Source organism: Mycolicibacterium sp. TUM20985 (assembly GCF_030295745.1).
Lineage (GTDB): Bacteria > Actinomycetota > Actinomycetes > Mycobacteriales > Mycobacteriaceae > Mycobacterium.
In genome coordinates this window covers 1996332-2014041 of the sequence record NZ_AP027291.1, presented here as the reverse complement: position 1 = coordinate 2014041, position 17710 = coordinate 1996332, and the positions used below count along the sequence as shown (strand labels likewise).

General features: G+C 68.0%; 18 protein-coding genes. 7 read left to right on the top strand and 11 right to left on the bottom strand.

Features of this window, described 5'->3' with window-relative positions:
* Positions 1 to 24: 24 nt before the first annotated feature.
* From era to hrcA, 9 genes are all read right to left on the bottom strand, one after another.
* Positions 25 to 945: a GTPase Era gene (gene era, locus QUE68_RS09885; RefSeq protein WP_284225861.1), complete on the bottom strand. Its 921-nt coding sequence runs from the start codon at positions 943 to 945 to the stop codon at positions 25 to 27.
* A complete protein-coding gene (locus QUE68_RS09880; RefSeq protein WP_284225860.1) occupies positions 942 to 1259 on the bottom strand; it encodes a cytidine deaminase in 318 nt (105 codons plus the stop codon). Before QUE68_RS09880 ends, era begins: the two co-directional genes overlap by 4 nt.
* The gene (locus QUE68_RS09875) at positions 1256 to 2554 is read right to left on the bottom strand and encodes a hemolysin family protein (protein WP_284233744.1); all 1299 of its coding nucleotides are present in this window, start codon (positions 2552 to 2554) and stop codon (positions 1256 to 1258) included. Before QUE68_RS09875 ends, QUE68_RS09880 begins: the two co-directional genes overlap by 4 nt.
* Positions 2551 to 3087: an rRNA maturation RNase YbeY gene (gene ybeY / locus QUE68_RS09870; RefSeq protein ID WP_284225858.1), complete on the bottom strand. Its 537-nt coding sequence runs from the start codon at positions 3085 to 3087 to the stop codon at positions 2551 to 2553. The genes QUE68_RS09875 and ybeY overlap by 4 nt, the downstream gene beginning before the upstream one ends.
* Entirely contained in the window at positions 3084 to 4130 is a 1047-nt protein-coding gene (locus QUE68_RS09865; protein WP_284233742.1) for a PhoH family protein, read from the bottom strand. Before QUE68_RS09865 ends, ybeY begins: the two co-directional genes overlap by 4 nt.
* A 161-nt stretch (positions 4131 to 4291) precedes the next feature.
* Complete coding sequence (locus QUE68_RS09860; RefSeq protein WP_454786436.1) at positions 4292 to 4519, bottom strand: hypothetical protein; 228 nt, start codon at positions 4517 to 4519, stop codon at positions 4292 to 4294.
* 133 nt (positions 4520 to 4652) lie between these two features.
* On the bottom strand, positions 4653 to 5405 hold the full coding sequence (locus tag QUE68_RS09855; RefSeq protein ID WP_286275539.1) for a 16S rRNA (uracil(1498)-N(3))-methyltransferase: 753 nt from the start codon (positions 5403 to 5405) through the stop codon (positions 4653 to 4655).
* 30 nt (positions 5406 to 5435) lie between these two features.
* Complete coding sequence (gene dnaJ / locus QUE68_RS09850; RefSeq protein WP_284233737.1) at positions 5436 to 6593, bottom strand: molecular chaperone DnaJ; 1158 nt, start codon at positions 6591 to 6593, stop codon at positions 5436 to 5438.
* Between the two features lie 53 nt (positions 6594 to 6646).
* Positions 6647 to 7678 carry a heat-inducible transcriptional repressor HrcA gene (gene hrcA, locus QUE68_RS09845; protein WP_284225850.1) on the bottom strand — a complete coding sequence of 344 codons (1032 nt, stop codon included), beginning with the start codon at positions 7676 to 7678 and terminating at the stop codon, positions 6647 to 6649.
* A 102-nt stretch (positions 7679 to 7780) separates the two neighbouring features.
* On the opposite strand from hrcA, the gene QUE68_RS09840 reads away from it, so the two are divergent.
* On the top strand, positions 7781 to 8095 hold the full coding sequence (locus tag QUE68_RS09840; protein ID WP_284225848.1) for a type II toxin-antitoxin system VapB family antitoxin: 315 nt from the start codon (positions 7781 to 7783) through the stop codon (positions 8093 to 8095).
* Positions 8096 to 8101: 6 nt separating this feature from the next.
* On the opposite strand, the gene hemW is transcribed toward QUE68_RS09840, so the two are convergent.
* Positions 8102 to 9256, bottom strand: a complete 1155-nt coding sequence (hemW, locus tag QUE68_RS09835) for a radical SAM family heme chaperone HemW (protein WP_284233735.1) — start codon at positions 9254 to 9256, stop codon at positions 8102 to 8104.
* Positions 9257 to 9569: 313 nt separating this feature from the next.
* On the opposite strand from hemW, the gene QUE68_RS09830 reads away from it, so the two are divergent.
* The 6 genes from QUE68_RS09830 to QUE68_RS09805 all read left to right on the top strand — a co-directional run bounded on the left by QUE68_RS09830 (position 9570) and on the right by QUE68_RS09805 (position 16621).
* Positions 9570 to 11270 carry a nitrite/sulfite reductase gene (locus tag QUE68_RS09830; protein ID WP_286275538.1) on the top strand — a complete coding sequence of 567 codons (1701 nt, stop codon included), beginning with the start codon at positions 9570 to 9572 and terminating at the stop codon, positions 11268 to 11270.
* Complete coding sequence (locus QUE68_RS09825; RefSeq protein ID WP_286275537.1) at positions 11267 to 12004, top strand: phosphoadenylyl-sulfate reductase; 738 nt, start codon at positions 11267 to 11269, stop codon at positions 12002 to 12004. Before QUE68_RS09830 ends, QUE68_RS09825 begins: the two co-directional genes overlap by 4 nt.
* The gene (locus QUE68_RS09820) at positions 11983 to 12717 is read left to right on the top strand and encodes a sirohydrochlorin chelatase (protein ID WP_284233729.1); all 735 of its coding nucleotides are present in this window, start codon (positions 11983 to 11985) and stop codon (positions 12715 to 12717) included. The genes QUE68_RS09825 and QUE68_RS09820 overlap by 22 nt, the downstream gene beginning before the upstream one ends.
* A 149-nt stretch (positions 12718 to 12866) precedes the next feature.
* Entirely contained in the window at positions 12867 to 13127 is a 261-nt protein-coding gene (locus QUE68_RS09815; protein ID WP_284233727.1) for a hypothetical protein, read from the top strand.
* Between the two features lie 78 nt (positions 13128 to 13205).
* The gene (locus QUE68_RS09810) at positions 13206 to 14843 is read left to right on the top strand and encodes a S53 family peptidase (protein WP_286275536.1); all 1638 of its coding nucleotides are present in this window, start codon (positions 13206 to 13208) and stop codon (positions 14841 to 14843) included.
* Positions 14840 to 16621 (top strand): zinc ribbon domain-containing protein, encoded by a 1782-nt coding sequence (locus QUE68_RS09805; RefSeq protein WP_286275535.1) that lies wholly within the window; start codon positions 14840 to 14842, stop codon positions 16619 to 16621. The genes QUE68_RS09810 and QUE68_RS09805 overlap by 4 nt, the downstream gene beginning before the upstream one ends.
* Here QUE68_RS09805 and QUE68_RS09800 read toward each other — a convergent pair.
* Entirely contained in the window at positions 16593 to 17687 is a 1095-nt protein-coding gene (locus QUE68_RS09800) for a sulfate/molybdate ABC transporter ATP-binding protein (protein ID WP_286275534.1), read from the bottom strand. The two genes, QUE68_RS09805 and QUE68_RS09800, sit on opposite strands and share 29 nt — an antisense overlap.
* Between the last annotated feature and the right edge of the window lie 23 nt (positions 17688 to 17710).

Sequence of the window (17710 nt, the reverse complement as noted above, 5' to 3'; positions counted from 1 at the left end):
GCCCGATGTTCTTCGCGCAAGCGCTCAGAAGCCGAGCCGCCCAAGCTGTTTGGGGTCGCGCTGCCAGTTCTTCGCGATCTTGACCCGGAGGTCGAGATACACCTTCGTGCCCAGCAGCGTCTCGATCTGATGACGTGCGGCGGTGCCCACCTCTCGCAACCGGGCACCACCCTTGCCGATGACGATGCCCTTCTGCGAGTCCCGCTCGACGTAGAGGATCGCGCGCACGTCGATCAGCTCACCCTGCTCCTCGGAGCGGCCTTCACGCCGTTCCACCTCGTCGATGACCACGGCCAGCGAGTGCGGCAACTCGTCGCGAACGCCCTCCAGCGCGGCCTCGCGGATCAGCTCGGCCATGAGCACTTCCTCGGGCTCGTCGGTCAGCTCACCGTCGGGATAGAACGCCGGGCCCGGGGGCAGCTGCCCTGCCAGCACGCCGGTCAGCAGGTCGACCTGTTCCCCGGTGGTGGCCGACACGGGCACGATCTCGGCGGTGCCGCCGGTGAGCTCGCTGGCGGCCATCAGTTGTGCGGCCACCTTCTCCTTGGACACCTTGTCGATCTTGGTGACGACCACGATCAGCGTGGTACGCGGCGCGACCGCACGGATCTGCTCATAGATCCACCGGTCGCCGGGTCCGATGGTCTCGTCGGCGGGGATGCAGAGCCCGATGACGTCGACCTGGGAGTAGGTGGCCTTGACCAGTTCGTTGAGCCGTTCGCCGAGCAGCGTCCTAGGCCGGTGCAGTCCGGGGGTGTCGACGAGGATGATCTGGAAGTTCTCGCGGTGCACGATGCCGCGGATGGTGTGCCGGGTGGTCTGTGGTCGATTCGACGTGATCGCCACCTTCGCCCCGACGAGGGCGTTGGTGAGCGTCGACTTCCCGGTGTTGGGTCGTCCGACGAAGCAGACGAAGCCGGAGTGGTATTCCGTCTCGGCGCTCACGAGACCGGCTTCCCGGCCCGGTCGGTGACGATGACGGCGGCGTCGGCGCTCATCTCGCGGACGGCGGCCACCCCCGCGTCGTCGGCCGCGCCGGCCACCAGTACGGCGGCCTCCAGACCCGTCGCCCCACTCGACACCGCCGCGGCGACCGCCGCCTGCAGCGCGGTCAACGTCAGTGATTCGAGCGTCACCGGAGCACCGGCGTAGGTCCGGCCGTCCAGGTCGCGCACGGCCGCGCCGTTACCGGCCTCGGCGCGGCCCATGGCGCCACGCGCCAACGTGACCAGCTTGGCGTCCTCGGCATCAAGACTCATGCCCTGCCCTCTTCCGCATCCTCGTCGTCGGTCTCGATCGGCTTGACCAGCACGGTTTCGATGCGGACTCGGCCGCGATGGTCGCGACCACCCTCGGCGAGCAGCTGCAGCGAATCCCACGACACCGCGGCGCCGGGCAGCGGCACGCGACCCAGTTCGTGAGCGAGTAAACCGCCGACGGTGTCGACGTCCAGGTCTTCGTCGAGATGGAGTTCGTACAGTTCCGCGAGATCCTCCAGTGGCAACCGCGGCGAGACGCGGAAGTGTCTGTCGCCCAGGTCCTCTACGGGAGCCACCTCGTCGGTGTCGTACTCGTCGGCGATCTCACCGACGATCTCCTCCAGGACGTCCTCGATGGTGACCAGACCCGCGATCGCGCCGTACTCGTCGACGAGGAGGGCCATGTGGTTGCGGTCCCGCTGCATTTCGCGCAGCAGTGCATCCAGCGGCTTGGAGTCCGGCACGAAGACCGGCGGGCGCATCACCTCACCGACCCTGGTGTCGATCCCACCGTTGCTGTAGTACGTCTGCTGGACGAGGTCCTTGAGGAAGACCACGCCGACGATGTCGTCGACGTTCTCACCGATCACCGGCAGGCGGGAGTGCCCGCTGCGTACCGCGAGCGACGTGGCTTGACCCGCGGTCTTGTCCGATTCGATCCACACCATCTCGGTGCGCGGCACCATCACCTCGCGCGCGCCGGTGTCCCCGAGGTCGAACACCGACTGGATCATCCTGCGCTCGTCGTCGGCGACGATGCCGCGCTGCCCGGCGAGGTCGACGACCTCACGCAGTTCGATCTCGGAGGCGAACGGGCCGTTGCGGAAGCCGCGCCCGGGCGTCAGCGCATTGCCGATCAGCACCAGCAGCCGGCTGATGGGCGTCAGCAGGACCGAGATCGCCTGCAGCGGAAGGGTTGCCCCCAACGCGATGGTGTAGGCATGCTGCCTGCCGAGGGTGCGGGGCCCAACCCCGATGGCGACAAAGCTGACCACCACCATGATGGCGGCCGCGGCCAGCAGACCCCAGGTCAGGCCGAGGTCCTCGTACAGGAAGGCCACCAGGAGAACGGTTGCGGCGGTCTCGCACGTGATGCGCAACAGCACGATGAGGTTGATGTAGCGCGGCCGATCGTCGATCAGCCGCGCCAGCCGGGCCGCCCCGGGCCGCTCGTCGCGCACCAGCTCGTCGACCCGGGCGATGGACACGGTGCTGATCGCGGCGTCGACTGCGGCGAATACGCCACCGAGGGCGATCAGGGCGAGAGCGCCGAGGAGAGAAGAGAATCCGGTCACGATTGGTCGAAGTACTGCGATTTGTCCAACAGTCGGCGATCCTTCTCGCTCTGCCGGTCCTGGTGGTAGGCGGCGACCTGGTCGGCGACCCACTCCTCGAGTAGCTCGCGTTGTAGGGCGAACATCTCCCTCTCCTCGTCGGGTTCGGCGTGGTCATAGCCCAGCAGGTGCAATACGCCGTGCACGGTCAGCAGCGCCAGCTCGTGACCGAGCGAATGTCCAGCCGTCTCAGCCTGTTTCGCGGCGAACTCCGGGCACAGCACGATGTCGCCAAGCATCGCCGGACCCGGCTCGGGCGCGTCGGGCCTGCCACCGGGCTCGAGCTCGTCCATCGGGAAGCTCATCACGTCCGTCGGGCCGGGCAGGTCCATCCACCTGGTGTGCAGGTCGGCCATCGCGGGGGTGTCCAGCAACACCATCGAGAGCTCGGCGGCGGGGTTGACGTCCATCTTCGCGATGACGAACCGCGCGACGCTGATCAGTTCGTTCTCGGACACGTCGATGCCCGACTCGTTGGAGACCTCGATGCTCACCGACGCGACCTACCGGTGCCAGATCTCCGCTCGGCCCGATTCAGTCCTGGCGCTTCGGCTTTCGCGTAGGCGTCGACGATCTCGGAGACCAGACGGTGGCGAACGACGTCGGCGCTGGTGAGCTCGGAGAAGTGGATGTCATCGATGTGATCGAGGATCTCCGTTGCCGCAGTCAGACCCGACTTGGCGCCGTGCAGGTCGACCTGCGTGGAGTCACCCGTCACGACGATCTTCGACCCGAAACCCAGACGGGTGAGGAACATCTTCATCTGCTCGGGGGTGGTGTTCTGCGCCTCGTCGAGGATGATGAACGCGTCGTTCAGCGAGCGACCCCGCATGTACGCCAGGGGCGCGACCTCGATGACCCCGGCGCTCATCAGCTTCGGGATCAGCTCCGCATCCATCATGTCGTGCAGGGCGTCGTACAACGGCCGCAGATAGGGGTCGATCTTCTCGCTCAGCGTCCCAGGGAGGAAGCCAAGGCGTTCGCCAGCCTCCACCGCGGGGCGGGTCAGGATGATGCGCGAAACCTGCTTGGTTTGAAGGGCGTTGACGGCCTTGGCCATCGCCAGATAGGTCTTGCCGGTGCCCGCCGGGCCGATGCCGAACACGATGGTGTGCGCGTCGATCGCGTCGACGTACCGCTTCTGGTTGAGCGTCTTGGGCCGGATCGTCTTACCGCGCCGGGACAGGATGTCCAGCGTCAGCACGTCGGCCGGGGATTCGTTGCCGACGCCGGTCACCATGGCGACACTGCGGCGCACGGCCTCGGGTGTCAGGGCTTGTCCGCCCGCCACCACGGCGATGAGCTCGGTCATGACCCGCTCGGCCAGGGCGACGTCAGCCGGCTCACCCGAGAGTGTCACGGCGTTGCCGCGCACGTGGACGTCGGCGGTGAGCAGCTGCTCCAGCGCACGGAGGTTCTCGTCGGCCGAGCCCAGCAGCCCCACCACCAGGTCGGGTGGCACGTTGATGTTGCTACGTACCTCGCTGTTGCTTCGCACGGTGCTGTCCGAGGCGGCGTTCGTCTCGCGGGGAGTCACGTGGTGTTCAGTGCCTGCTTTCCGTGCTCAGGTCGTCGAGCTTGCTGGCGTCAGCTTACCGCTGGTACTCAGCGTGTCCCAAAGTGAAAGTCGCATCGGCAAGGAAGATCGCACAGAAGAAGGGACACCCCGCGGGGTGCCCCTTCTCCAGTCGAACGACGTCAGCGGCTCTGCTGCACCGTGGTGTCGACATGCGGGACGGTGACGTCCGGGTGGAGGGTGTCGATCCACTGGTTGTGGTCTACGCCGGTGGAGTAGCCGGGCAGTTCTGCGACCGGCAGAGCCTCGGCTGAGGCGGTGGACAGGATCGGAGACGCCACGCCGAGAACCCCGGCGGCGAGCCCGCTGGCAACGATGGCGGCAAATCCGAACTTCTTCATCTTCTTCATCTCTTCTTTCGTGCCCTCTGTGGTGTCAGTCGACCGGCGGTAGAGCCGTCCATCCGGTCTGACAGATCAAACGCCCAGCTCAGGCTTTTTAATTCCGCTGGCGGTAATTAGTTGACCGCTGGCAGGATCAAGGTCAGATCCGCCAGCGAGGGGTCAGCACGCCGAGTGCGCCAAGCGTCACTGCTGCCGCGGATGTGGTTCGCAGCACACTGGGGCCCAGCCGGATGGCCACGGCACCCGCACCCGTCAACCGGCTCAGTTCGTCGTCACCGATACCGCCTTCGGGACCCACGATCAACATCACCGCTTCAACGCCGTCCAACTCCACCGCGGCCAGCGGCCGGGAAGCGGATTCGTGCAACACCAGCACGACCGACTGGCCGGCGACGGCGTCGGCGACCAGCGTGGCCAGCCCGCCGGTGGACACCAGGGTGGTGACGGGCGGGACGTACGGCCGGCGGGACTGGCGAGCGGCGGACCGCGCGACCGCCTGCCACCGGCGTAGCCCCTTCTCCACCTTCGTCATCCCGTCCCAGCGCGCCACGCAGCGCTCCGACTGCCAGGCCACGAAGGCGTCGGCGCCGGCCTCGGTGGCGAGCTCGATCGCCAGCTCGGACCGGTCGGACTTGGGCAGTGCCTGCACGACGGTGACCGCGGGTGACGGCGGAGCGACGGTGTGCCGGCTCAGCACGCGAGCGGTCAGGCTGCCTTTGGCGACGGACTCGATGATGACGTGCGCGACCGTTCCTGCGCCGTCGCCGAGGTCGAGTTCCTCCCCGACGCGCAGGCGCCGCACGTTGGCGGCGTGGAACCCCTCGTCACCGTCGACGACGGTGAGTTCACCGACGTCGGACAGCGCGTCGACGTAGAACAACGCACGACTCATGGCAATCCCGCTCCGAGCGCGGCCCGAGCCCTACCGGCCGGTGAACGTCTCGCGCAGCCGGCTGAACAGCCCACCGCCCGACGGTGCGGCCTGCGTGGACTTGACCTCGGCCACGTCGCGGACGCGCTGCTCCTTGAGCTTCTGCAACAGCTCCGTGTCCTGGTGGTCGAGACGCGACGGCACCACGACTTCGATGTGGGCGTGCAGGTTGCCGCGGACGCCCGTCCGGACGTTGGGCATGCCATGACCGCGCAGCGTGGTGACGGCGCCGGGCTGGGTGCCGGGGGCGACGTCGATGTCGGTAAGCCCGTCGAGGATCGCGTCGACCGACACCTTGGTGCCCAGCGCCGCGTCGACCATCGGCACCGACACGCTGAAGTGCAGGTCGTCGCCGTCGCGAATGAAGATGTCGTGGGCCTGCTCGTGGACTTCCACGTGCAGGTCGCCCGCGGGGCCACCGCCGGGACCGACCTCGCCCTGGGCCGCCAGGCGCACCCGCATGCCGTCACCGACGCCGGGCGGGATCTTCACGCTGATGTCCCGTCGGGCCCGCACCCGGCCGTCGCCTCCGCAGCGGTGGCACGGATCCGGAATGACCTCGCCGACGCCGGCGCACACCGGGCACGGTCGCGACGTCATCACCTGGCCGAGGAGCGACCGCTGAACCGACTGGACCTCACCCTGGCCATTGCAGGTGTCGCACGTCACCGGTGTGGAGTTGCCGTGAGTTCCCTTGCCCTGACACAGGTCACACAGGATCGCGGTGTCGACCGTGACGTGCTTGGTGACTCCGGTCGCGCACTCCGAGAGGTCGAGCCGCATCCGCAGCAGCGAATCGGAGCCCGGGCGTACCCGGCCGACGGGTCCGCGGCCACCGCCACCGCCGCCGAAGAACGCCTCGAAGACGTCGCCGAGGCCACCGAAGCCGGCACCGCCGAAGCCGCCGCCGAAGCCGTTCCCGGCCCCGGCGCCCTCCATCGGGTCGCCGCCGAGGTCGACGATGCGGCGCTTCTCCGGATCGTTCAGCACCTCGTAGGCGACGCTGATCTCCTTGAACTTGGCCTGCGCCTCCTCGTCGGGGTTGACGTCGGGATGCAGTTCGCGGGCGAGCTTGCGGTACGCGCGCTTGATCTCCGAGTCGCTCGCACCCTTGCTCACACCGAGCAGGCCGTAATAATCGCGTGCCACGCCAAACCCTTCTCAATCCTTGACGATCCGCAGTCGCGGCCCGTGCCAACGCCCTAGCGGGCGCCCAAGACTTCGCCTATGTACAGAGCAACTGCGGCGACGTTGGCAATGGTTCCCGGATAGTCCATTCGAGTGGGGCCCACCACACCCATGCCGCCGAACACCTTGCCCGAGCTGCCATACGTGGTGCTCACCACCGAAGTTCCGGCCATCTGCTCGGCCGCGGTCTCGTGTCCGATTCGCACCGTTACCTTACCGGCCTCCTGCTGGACGGCGAGCAGTCGCAGTACCACGACCTGCTCCTCGAGCGCTTCGAGCACCGATCGCAGGGAACCGCCGAAGTCGGCGGTGTTGTGGGTCAGGTTCGCCGTCCCGCCGAGGAGCAGACGTTCCTCGCTGTGTTCGACCAGCGTCTCGACCAGGACGGTCGCCGCCCGTCCGACGGCGTCTCCGAGCCTGCCGTGACCGACCAGCTGCGACGCCAGGTCCGATACCGCAATGGAGGCGGTCGTGATGGCCTTGCCCTCGAGGGCCTGGCCCAGTCGCTCACGCAGCTGCCCCAGTTCGATCTCACCGATGGCGTCACCGAGCTCGACGATCCGTTGGTCGACCCGACCCGAGTCGGTGATGACCACCAGCAGGAGCCGGGCGGGTGTGAGGGCCACGACCTCGAGGTGGCGTACCGACGACGTGGACAGCGTCGGATACTGCACGATCGCCACCTGGCGGGTGAGCTGGGCGAGCAGCTTCACGGCGCGGCGCAGCACGTCGTCGAGATCGACCCCGGACTCCAGGAACGTCAGGATGGCGCGACGCTCGCTCGACGACATCGGCTTGACCTCGTCCAGTCGGTCGACGAACTCGCGGTACCCCTTCTCGGTGGGCACCCGACCCGAGCTGGTGTGCGGTTGCGCGATGTAGCCCTCGGCCTCGAGGACGGCCATGTCGTTGCGCACGGTCGCGCTCGACACGCCCAGATTGTGGCGCTCCACGAGGCTCTTCGAGCCGATGGGCTCCTTGGTGGACACGAAGTCGGCGACGATGGCGCGCAGCACCTCGAAGCGCCGGTCGTCGGCAGTACCCATCGGTTCACCTCCTAGTCTCGGTCATTTTACGTCCACCAGCAGCACCGACGCCCCGCGGCGCCGCACGTTTGGTTAACCTCACTGCATGCCCGGGACCCGCCGATGATCTTCAAGGGCGTGCGTGACGGCAAGCCGTATCCGGATCATGGCCTGTCCTACCGGCAATGGGCTCAGATCCCGCCCCGGCAGATCCGCCTCGACGAACTGGTGACCACGACGACCGTGTTGGCGCTCGATCGCCTGCTGTCGGAGGACTCGACCTTCTACGGCGACCTGTTCCCGCACGCCGTGCGGTGGGAGGGCGTCATCTACCTCGAAGATGGTGTGCACCAAGCGGTTCGGGCTGCGTTGCGCAACCGGCCGGTGCTGCACGCCCGGGTGTACGACATGGACCTCCCGCTGGATCAGCAGACCTAGATCCCGTCAGTCGAGTAGATCGCGCACCACGGCGTCGGCCAGCAAGCGGCCGCGATCGCTGAGCACCAACCGGTCGTCCTGCCGGGCGACCAGTCCGTCGGACACCGCCAGCTGCGCCCGCGTGGTCTCCTCGGCGCTGAGCGTGTCCAGTGGCAGTCCGCGCCGCAGGCGAAGTCCCAGCATGACGTCCTCGGTGTGGCGAGCCGCGTCATCGAGCGTCTCGGAATCCGCGACGGGGAGACGTCCGTCGGCCAGCGATTGCGCATAAGCGTTGGGGTGCTTGATGTTCCACCATCGCGTCGAGTCGACGTAGCCGTGTGCGCCCGGTCCCGCACCCCACCACTCGCCACCGTCCCAGTAGCCGAGGTTGTGCCGACACTCTCCGCCGGACAGGCTCCAGTTGGACACCTCGTACCAGTCGAAGCCTGCCGCGGACAGCCGCGCATCGAGCAGTTCGTAGCGCGCGGCGAGCACGTCGTCGTCGGGGGCGGGCAGCTCGCCACGGCGCACCCGCCTTGCCAGCGCCGTGCCCTCTTCGACCACCAGCGCGTAGGCCGAGACGTGGTCGACGCCGGCGCCGAGGACCGCGTCGACCGAGCGCCGCAGATCGTCGTCGGTCTCTCCCGGCGTGCCGTAGATGAGGTCGAGGTTGATGTGTTCGAAACCTGCGTCGCGGGCGTCGGCGACTGCGGCGAGCGCACGCCCCGGCGAGTGCACCCGGTCGAGCGCGGCGAGGACGTGCGGTGCCGACGACTGCATGCCGAGCGACAGCCGGGTGAAGCCGGCCTCCCGCAGGCGTCCGAGCAACTCGTGCGACGTCGACTCCGGGTTGGCCTCCGTCGTCACCTCGGCGCCGGGAACCAGGACGAAGTGCGCGCGGATCGCGTCCATCACCGCGGCGAGCCGTTCCCCGCCGAGCATCGACGGGGTGCCGCCGCCGACGAACACGGTCGACACCTCGGGCACCGCCCTCCGGGACGAGGCCAACCCGGCGGCAGCCAGCGCCAACTCGATCCTCAACGCCTCGAGCCAGCCGTCGGGGTTCGCGCCACCGAGTTCGGCGGGCGTATAGGTGTTGAAGTCGCAATACCCGCAGCGGGTGGCGCAGAACGGCACGTGGACGTAGATGCCGAAGGGCCTGGCGCGGGGTCCAGCAGTCATCCGACCAGTCTTGCAGAGCCGACTCTTGCGCACCGTGAGCGAAAGAATGGCCCGATTACGGCCGGTAGGGGCTTTCGTGGCAGAATGGCGCGAGTGACTGCCGTCCGCAATTCGACCACTCGCATCGCGCTCGTGGTCCGGCGGCATGTCGACTTCATGCGCGTATGCACTTGTTGCTGTCTGCCTTGACTGCGTTTTGATAGCGGAGAACTGTCCATCCTGAACTTTCAGCTGGCCTCCGGATCTGCGCCGCCGGACAGCCCCCGGTGACCACGCGATTCCCACGCCGGCTCCCTCCTGAAGGGGCCATCGCATGACCCAGGCAGACCCGAAGCCCACGACGACGCCCAAGCCCGCCAAGCGGCCCAAGGGTGAAGGCCAGTGGGCGCTCGGTTACCGCGAGCCGCTCAATGCCAACGAGCAGGCCAAGAAGGACGACAATCCGCTCAACGTGCGGGCGCGGATCGAGAACATCTACGCCAAGGGCGGTTTCGAGAGCATCGACAAGGGAGACCTCCGCGGCCGGTTCCGCTGGTGGGGGCTCTATACCCAGCGGAAGCCGGGCTACGACGGCACCTGGACCGGCGACGACAACACCGACATGCTCGAGGACGAGTACTTCATGTTGCGCGTCCGCTGCGACGGCGGTGCCCTCAGCGCCGCCGCGCTGCGCACCCTCGGGACGATTTCGACTGAGTTTGCCAGGGACACCGCCGACATCTCCGACCGCGAGAACGTTCAGTACCACTGGATCCGCGTGGAGGACATGCCGGAGATCTGGAACCGGCTGGACGCCGTCGGGCTGCAGACCACCGAGGCCTGCGGTGACTGCCCAAGGGTGGTGCTCGGCTCCCCGCTGGCCGGCGACTCGAAATACGAGGTGATCGACGGCACGCCCGCGATCGACGAGATCGTCAAGCGGTACATCGGCAAGCCGGAGTACTCCAATTTGCCGCGGAAGTTCAAGACCGCGATCTCGGGCCTGCAGGACGTCGTGCACGAGGTCAACGACGTCGCGTTCATCGGTGTCGAGCACCCGGAGCACGGCCCCGGTTTCGACGTCTGGGTGGGTGGCGGCCTGTCGACCAACCCGATGCTGGGTCAGCGGCTCGGCGCGTGGGTGCCGCTCGACGAGGTGCCGGACGTGTGGGAGGCAGTGGTCTCGGCGTTCCGCGACTACGGCTACCGGCGGCTGAGGGCCAAGGCGCGGCTGAAGTTCTTGATCAAGGACTGGGGCATCGAGAAATTCCGTGGAGTTCTCGAAACGGAATACCTGAAGCGACCCCTGCTCGACGGGCCTGCGCCGGCACCCGTGGCTCGTCCGATCGACCACGTCGGCGTGCAGAAGCTGAAGAACGGCCTGAACGCCGTCGGCGTCGCGCCGATCGCCGGGCGGGTCTCGGGCACCATCCTGTCCAAGGTGGCCGACCTCGCCGAATCGGTGGGCTCGGACCGCATCCGTTTCACGCCGTACCAGAAGTTGATCATCCTCGACGTGCCGGACGACAAGATCAGCGAGCTCACCGTCGGGCTGGACGCCCTCGGTCTGCCGTCGCGGCCGTCACATTGGCGGCGAAACCTGATGGCCTGCACCGGAATCGAGTTCTGCAAGCTGTCGTTCGCCGAGACCCGCAAGCGCAGCCAGACGCTGGTCCCCGAGCTCGAGCAGCGACTCGAGGACATCAACACCCAACTCGACGTCCCGGTGACCGTCAACATCAACGGCTGCCCCAACTCGTGCGCGCGCATCCAGGTCGCCGACATCGGTTTCAAGGGTCAGATGATCGACGACGGCGACGGCGACGCCGACCCCGTGGAGGGATTCCAGGTGCACCTCGGCGGCAGCCTCGGCCTGGACAGTGGTTTCGGTCGGAAACTGCGCCAGCACAAGGTCACCTCGGCGGAGCTCGGTGACTACATCGAGCGGGTGGTTCGCAACTTCGTGAAACAACGAGAGGCCGACGAGCGTTTCGCTGTCTGGGCTCTTAGAGCAGACGAGGCGGATTTGAGGTGACTGACGTGGTGACGACCGAGCGCGATCTGATCGCACTGGCCGAACGCGGTGCGGCCGAACTGTCGGGCGCTAGCGCGGAGGAGTTGTTGCGCTGGACCGACGAGCACTTCGGCGGCGAGGGCGGTGCCGGGCTGCCTGCGACGTCGGGGTACGTGGTGGCGTCGAACATGCAGGACGCAGTCCTGGTGGCGATGGCCGCGAAGGTGCGCCCCGGGGTGGACGTGTTGTTCCTGGACACCGGTTACCACTTCGCCGAGACCATCGGCACCCGGGACGCCGTCGAGGCCGTCTACGGCGTCAACGTGGTCAACGTCGAGCCTGAGCACACCGTGGCCGAGCAGGATCAGTTGCTGGGCAAGGATCTGTTCGCGCGCGATCCGGCCGCCTGCTGCCGGATGCGCAAGGTGGAGCCACTGGGCAAGGCACTCAAGGGTTACTCGGCGTGGGTGACCGGGATCCGTCGCGTCGAGGCGCCGACCCGGGCCAATGCGGCGCTGATCAGTTACGACTCGGCCTTCGGCCTGGTGAAGATCAACCCGCTCGCCGCGTGGACCGACGACGACATGCAGGCCTACATCGACGCCAACGACATCCTCGTCAACCCATTGGTCTTCGAGGGCTACCCGTCGATCGGCTGCTCCCCGTGCACGGCGAAGCCCATCGCGGGTGCCGACCCACGCAGTGGCCGATGGGCGGGCCAGTCGAAGACCGAATGCGGACTGCACGCGTCGTGACGTCTTTGATCCTGGCGGCACACGGCAGTGTCGATCCCCGTTCGTCGGCGGTCGCCGAAGCCCTCGCCGGAAGGATTCGCCGGCTGCGGCCCGGTCTCGACGTGCGGGCCGCGTTCCTGGAGAAGTCGGCGCCCCACGTGGGCGACGTGCTCGCCGACGTCGCGCGGTGCGACGGGTCGGCCGTCGTGGTGCCGATGTTGCTGGCCAGCGCCCATCACGCCCGAGTCGACCTGCCCGAGGTGATCGAGCAATCCGGCGCTACCGCGCTGCAGGCCGAGGTGCTCGGCGAGGACCCCGCGCTGATCACGCTGCTCGGCCAACGCCTGACGCAAGCCGGCGTGTCGCCAGATCGGCGAGACGTCGGCGTCGTGGTCGTGGCGGTGGGTTCGTCGCACGAAGCGGCCAACGCGCGCACCGCGGCACTGGCTCCTGCGCTCGAGGCCCGCACGCGGTGGGCAGGCGTGGAGGTGGCCTACGCCACCGGCCCTCATCCGACCGTCACCGAGGCGGTTGCGCGACTGCGCAGCCGCGGGGCTCGCCGCCTGATCGTCGCCCCGTGGTTCCTGGCCCATGGCCGGATCACCGACCGGGTGGCCGTGGTCGCCGCAGAACTCGGCGTCCCGATGGCCGACCCGCTCGGAGCTCACAATCTGGTCGCTGCCGCACTTCTCGACCGATTCGACGACACGGGGTCGGCGCTAGTCGCCGCCTGACGATCACGGGTCCACTGGCGGACGCGCGGTGCTTTTGCTTGGTCAAGCAGTTTGCTCGACGTGTGGCATGATATTGACGTCGGCGTCTCTGCGTCCGATGTCCGGAATGCACGCATTCATCAATCACGGGGATTGGATTGGACAGAAGCATGAAGTCAAGTCGTTTGGGTCGTCGGCTGGCGTTGGTCGCCGGTGGCAGCGCGGTCGTTGCGATGGCCGCGCTCTCCGCCGGCTGTAGCAGTACCGAATCGCCAAGCCCGTCAACCAGCACCACCACGACGACGTCGTCGGTCACCCCGACGGAGAAGAGTCTGACCCCGGGCGGGCCGAACAGCTTCTCACCGCCCGTCAAGGCACCGCCTGCACCGACGGGCGAGCCGGGCACCCACCGCAGCGGCGGCGAGGGATAGGCCGGGAGCTTCACACACGACGTTCAGTCGCGGGGGCGCCAAGGAATTGGCGCCCCCGCGACTGACTCGGAAGCATTCATGCCCACCACCAGACCGTCGAGGCGTACCTCGACCCGCCTTCTCGGCTGCTGCCTGACCCTGTCGTTGGTGGCGGCCGCCTCACTCGTCGCGCGGGACCACCGCACCGAGCTTCCGTCGCCACCCACGGTGACCATCGACGGACCGTACGCGAATCTCCTGGCCAGCTCTACCGACCTCGGTCCGTCCCGGTTCGAGCACGCGCAATTGACTGTCGGACTTCGGGATTCGACGCCTCCCGTCCAGCTGCAGCAGTGGGCAGCCACCAAGAGCCTCGCCGTGAGATGGCAGCCCGGCGAGGAGTGGGCGATCGTCGAAGGCGCACCGCCCGACGTCGCCGAGGCATTCGACGTTCCCGTGCACGACTATCGCGGGATGCAGGGCCAGGTCTTCTACGCCTCCGCCGAGCAGCCTCAGGTACCCGCGGCGGTCCGCGCAGGCGTGAGCGATCTCGGACGCATCCTTGGCTACACGCCGCACCGCGAGGCCCGGCCGGACTTCCTTCCTCTCGACGTCTCGCGCGAAGGGCTGACGCCCACCGGCCTGCTCACCGCCTACAACGCGACTCCGCTTGTCGCCCAAGGCATTAGGGGCAAGGGCCAAACCATCGTCTTCTTCGCGTTCAGCGGTTTCGACCAGGGCGACCTCGACGACTTCGCCGCAATGTCCGGGCTGCCACCGCTCAAGCCGATCCTCGTCGGTGGCCAACCCAGCGAGTCGCGCGCCGAAACCGTGATGGATCTCGAAGTCGCACATGCGATTGCACCCGAAGCCCGGATGGTCGTCGTCAACGCGCGCCCCACCCTCGAGGGCGGCCGCACCTATGAGCGGATCGCCGAGATGTTCGACCAGACGAACGAGGAGTTCCCCGGCGCGGTGTGGAGCCTGTCGATCGGATGGGGTTGTGACGCGCTGATCACCGCGACGGACCTCAAGCCCGTGCAGTCGGCGCTGGAACGTGCCCACCGCAACGGGACGGCCGCCTTCGATGCCAGCGGCGACACGGGCGGACTCGAATGCAAGGGTGGCGATGGCTGGTCGGCGCCGCCGGGCCCGGACGACATCGGACTGGACGCCGTCGCGTCGCTGCCGGGCATGACGTCGGTCGGCGGTACCACGCTGTCGACCGACGAGAACGGCCAGTGGTTGGCCGAACAGGCCTGGATCGATTCGCCGCTGTCCCAGGGCACCAGCGGTGGCGTGTCGAAGCTCTTTCCGCGACCGTCCTGGCAGCGCAGCATGGTGATCGACCGCGACGACGGCAAGCGGCAGCGCCGGCTGACACCCGACGTCTCCGCCGTCGCCGATCCGTTCACCGGCGTCAAGATTCGATTCGATCAACAGGACCTGGTGGGCGCGGGCACGTCCCAGGCGGCGCCGATCTGGGTCGGCATGACGGCTCTGATGAACCAGTACCTGCTGGCCAACGGCGGACGGCTGCTCGGTGACATCAACCCGCTGCTGTACCGGGTGGCCAGAGGTGCGAAGTCGCCCGGGTTCCGCGACGTCACCCTCGGCGGCAACGCGGTCGACGTCGCAATCCCCGGCTACGACCTGGTGACCGGACTCGGGAGCCCCAACGTGGCGCCGCTCGCCAGCGACCTGCTCGACATTCAGAAGGGCACGGCTCCTCGGTGACGGCCGAGACGATGACCTGCCGCATCTGCGACGACGCCGTCCCGTCCGGTGAGTTCTGCGGCGACTGCGGCGCCACGGCCTCCCCTCGACATGGTGACGGACCGCCGTGGATTCGCCTGTCGGCGTTTGCGGCGGCACCGCGCGAACGCGTGCTGAGCCCCCGGGTGACGAGCACGATCTTCCCTGCCCTGCCGCGGCGGTCCCGGACGGCGTTCGGCGTCGCACTCGTCGTCGTCATCGCCCTGATCGTGGGCTCGGCCATGCTGACCTGGCAAGCGGCACTGATCGGGGTGGCCGCCTTCGGAGTTCCGCTGCTGTTCCTGGCGTACCTTCGCGAGACCGGCGCACTCGCCGAACTGTCGGTCGGCACCATCATCGTCACCGCCATGTTGGGCATCGCCTTCGGAGTCGGATGGGGGCTCGCGACGGATGCCTTCGCCGCGGGCACCGAGGACGATGCCCTGGGTCTGCCGGTGACGACGCTGAGACTGCTCGTCACCTGCCTCGCCATCCCGCTGGGATTCGTGATCCTGCTGTTGGCACCCATGATCGTGGTGCGGGTGTGGCGCTCGGGTGTTCGAAGGTCGTTGAGCGGCTACACCATTGGATCCTTCGGTGCGCTCTGCTTCGTGAGCGCGGGTAGCCTCACCCGGCTGGCGCCCCAACTCGCCGAGGGCCCGATCGACGACAACGGCCGCTCGCCGGGCTATCTCGTGGTCGCGGGCCTCATCGAAGGCCTGGCGATTCCCCTGACGGCGGCCGCAGTGGCCGGTGCGATCGGCGCCACCCTTTGGTTCGTCCCGCGGGCTGATTCCCCCGACCGGCCGCCGTGGTCCAGGTTGACCTCACCTGCCCCCGCGATCGCGTTCGGCATCGTCGTCTATCTCGGGCTCGGACTGCTCGACTTCTTCACCCCGCCCAATGAGGTCGAGATGGTGGTGTACGCCGTTCTCGCCGTCGTGGCGCTCTACGTCGCGCGTGTCGTCGTGCACGCCACGCTGCTCCACGAGGCGCCAGAGGTCGTCGTTCACCGGACCGCGTGTCCAGAGTGTGGCCTTGCGAACTCGAATCTCCCGTTCTGCCCCGGCTGCGGCCGTGCGGCCGGTGCCACTGCCAGGCGCACCCCTTCCCTCTCCGGGTTGACCGTCATCGTTGGGGCCGGTGCGGCCGTGGTGATCGCCGCCTCGGTCGCCGTGTCGACGTGGCTCACTCCGCCCCCGGCGCTGGTCGTCTGTCCGCCCGACTGCGGCCAGCCGCCCATCAGCAAACCCGTCGCGACCAATCCCCGCTTCACGCCGGACGGCGGCGAGTTCTCGGTGTCCTATCCCGGCCCGGAGACGGCCTACGACGCAACGTTCGAGCCGAACGGCGTGGTGCTCGATCTTCAGGCCGGGGATGGCGGGACGCTACGGCTGTTCGGCCAGCCTGCGAACGGTCAGACCCCGAAGCAGATCGCCGACGACCTCCTGCAGGACCACTATCCGGACGCGACGTTCGACTACGAGATTCCGAACGCCTTCGTGGGCTATCAACTCGGGTACGGCGAGGTCGCCGACGACTACCCGGCCGATGCCATCGGCGACGACGGCCGCAACCGGGTGCTGATCATGGTGGCGGTGAAGAACGACTACGCGCTGATCGCCGCCGCGGCCGGCCCCTACCGCGAATTCAGCCCCGAGTTTGGCTCCGGTCACCCGTCGGGGGCGAACTTCTTCCTCGCCCTGGACATGGCGAAGTACGTCAACAGCTTCACCTGGCGGGGAGACCCGCCGCGCTGAGTCCGCTTGCGGTGGCAGGCAACTCGGTGCCACCGGGAATCGACGGCACCCGGGTGGCACGGACGTACACCGTGTCACCCTCCTTCAGGGCGAGCGCCTCCGCGTCGCCCCGGGTGATCTGCGCGGTGAACGGCGCGTTGTCGGTTGCGGCCGTGAGTTCCACGCGAACCTCGAAGCCCAGCATTGCAATCCGGTCGATGGTGGCGCGGATGACACCCGTGGACGACACGCTCCCGTCGGCTTGGGCGATCGCCATGTCGGGACTGCGGCCCACCCGGATGTCGTGGGGCCGCACCAGGGTCCCGTTCAGCGAGGAGACCGCGCCGAGGAAGGACATGACGAACCCGTTGGCCGGGTTGTCGTACACCTCGGTGGGCGAGCCGACCTGCTCGATCCGGCCCTTGTTGAGGACCGCGATGCGATCGGCCACGTCCAGCGCCTCGGCCTGATCGTGCGTCACCAGCACGGTGGTCACGTGGACCTCGTCGTGCAGCCGGCGCAACCACGCCCGCAAGTCCTCGCGCACCTTGGCGTCGAGCGCGCCGAAGGGCTCGTCGAGCAGGAGTACCTGCGGGTCGACCGCCAGCGCCCGCGCAAGTGCCATGCGCTGCCGCTGACCACCGGAGAGCTGGCTGGGATAGCGCGTCTGGAAGCCGGCAAGCCCGACGATCTCGAGCAGGTTGTCGACCTTGTCCTTGATCTCCGCCTTGGGCATCTTGCGGATCTTCGGTCCGAACGCCACGTTGTCCCGCACGGTCAGGTGCTTGAACGCGGCATAGTGCTGGAAGACGAAGCCGATGCCCCGCCGCTGCGGCGGGACGGCCGTGACGTCCTGCCCCTTGATCGTGATCGTTCCCGTATCCGGCAGGTCGAGCCCGGCGATGGCGCGCAGCAACGTCGACTTGCCGGAGCCGCTGGGGCCCAGCAGAGCGGTCAGCGAGCCCTCCGGGACGTCGAAGTCGACGTCATCGAGAGCGGCGAAGTCCCCGTAGCGCTTGTTGGCGCCGCGCACCGTGATCGCATTGGTGGTTGGTCGCTCTTCGCGCAAGCGCTCATCGGAAGTCATGTCATGGGTCCTTGTTCGTCGAG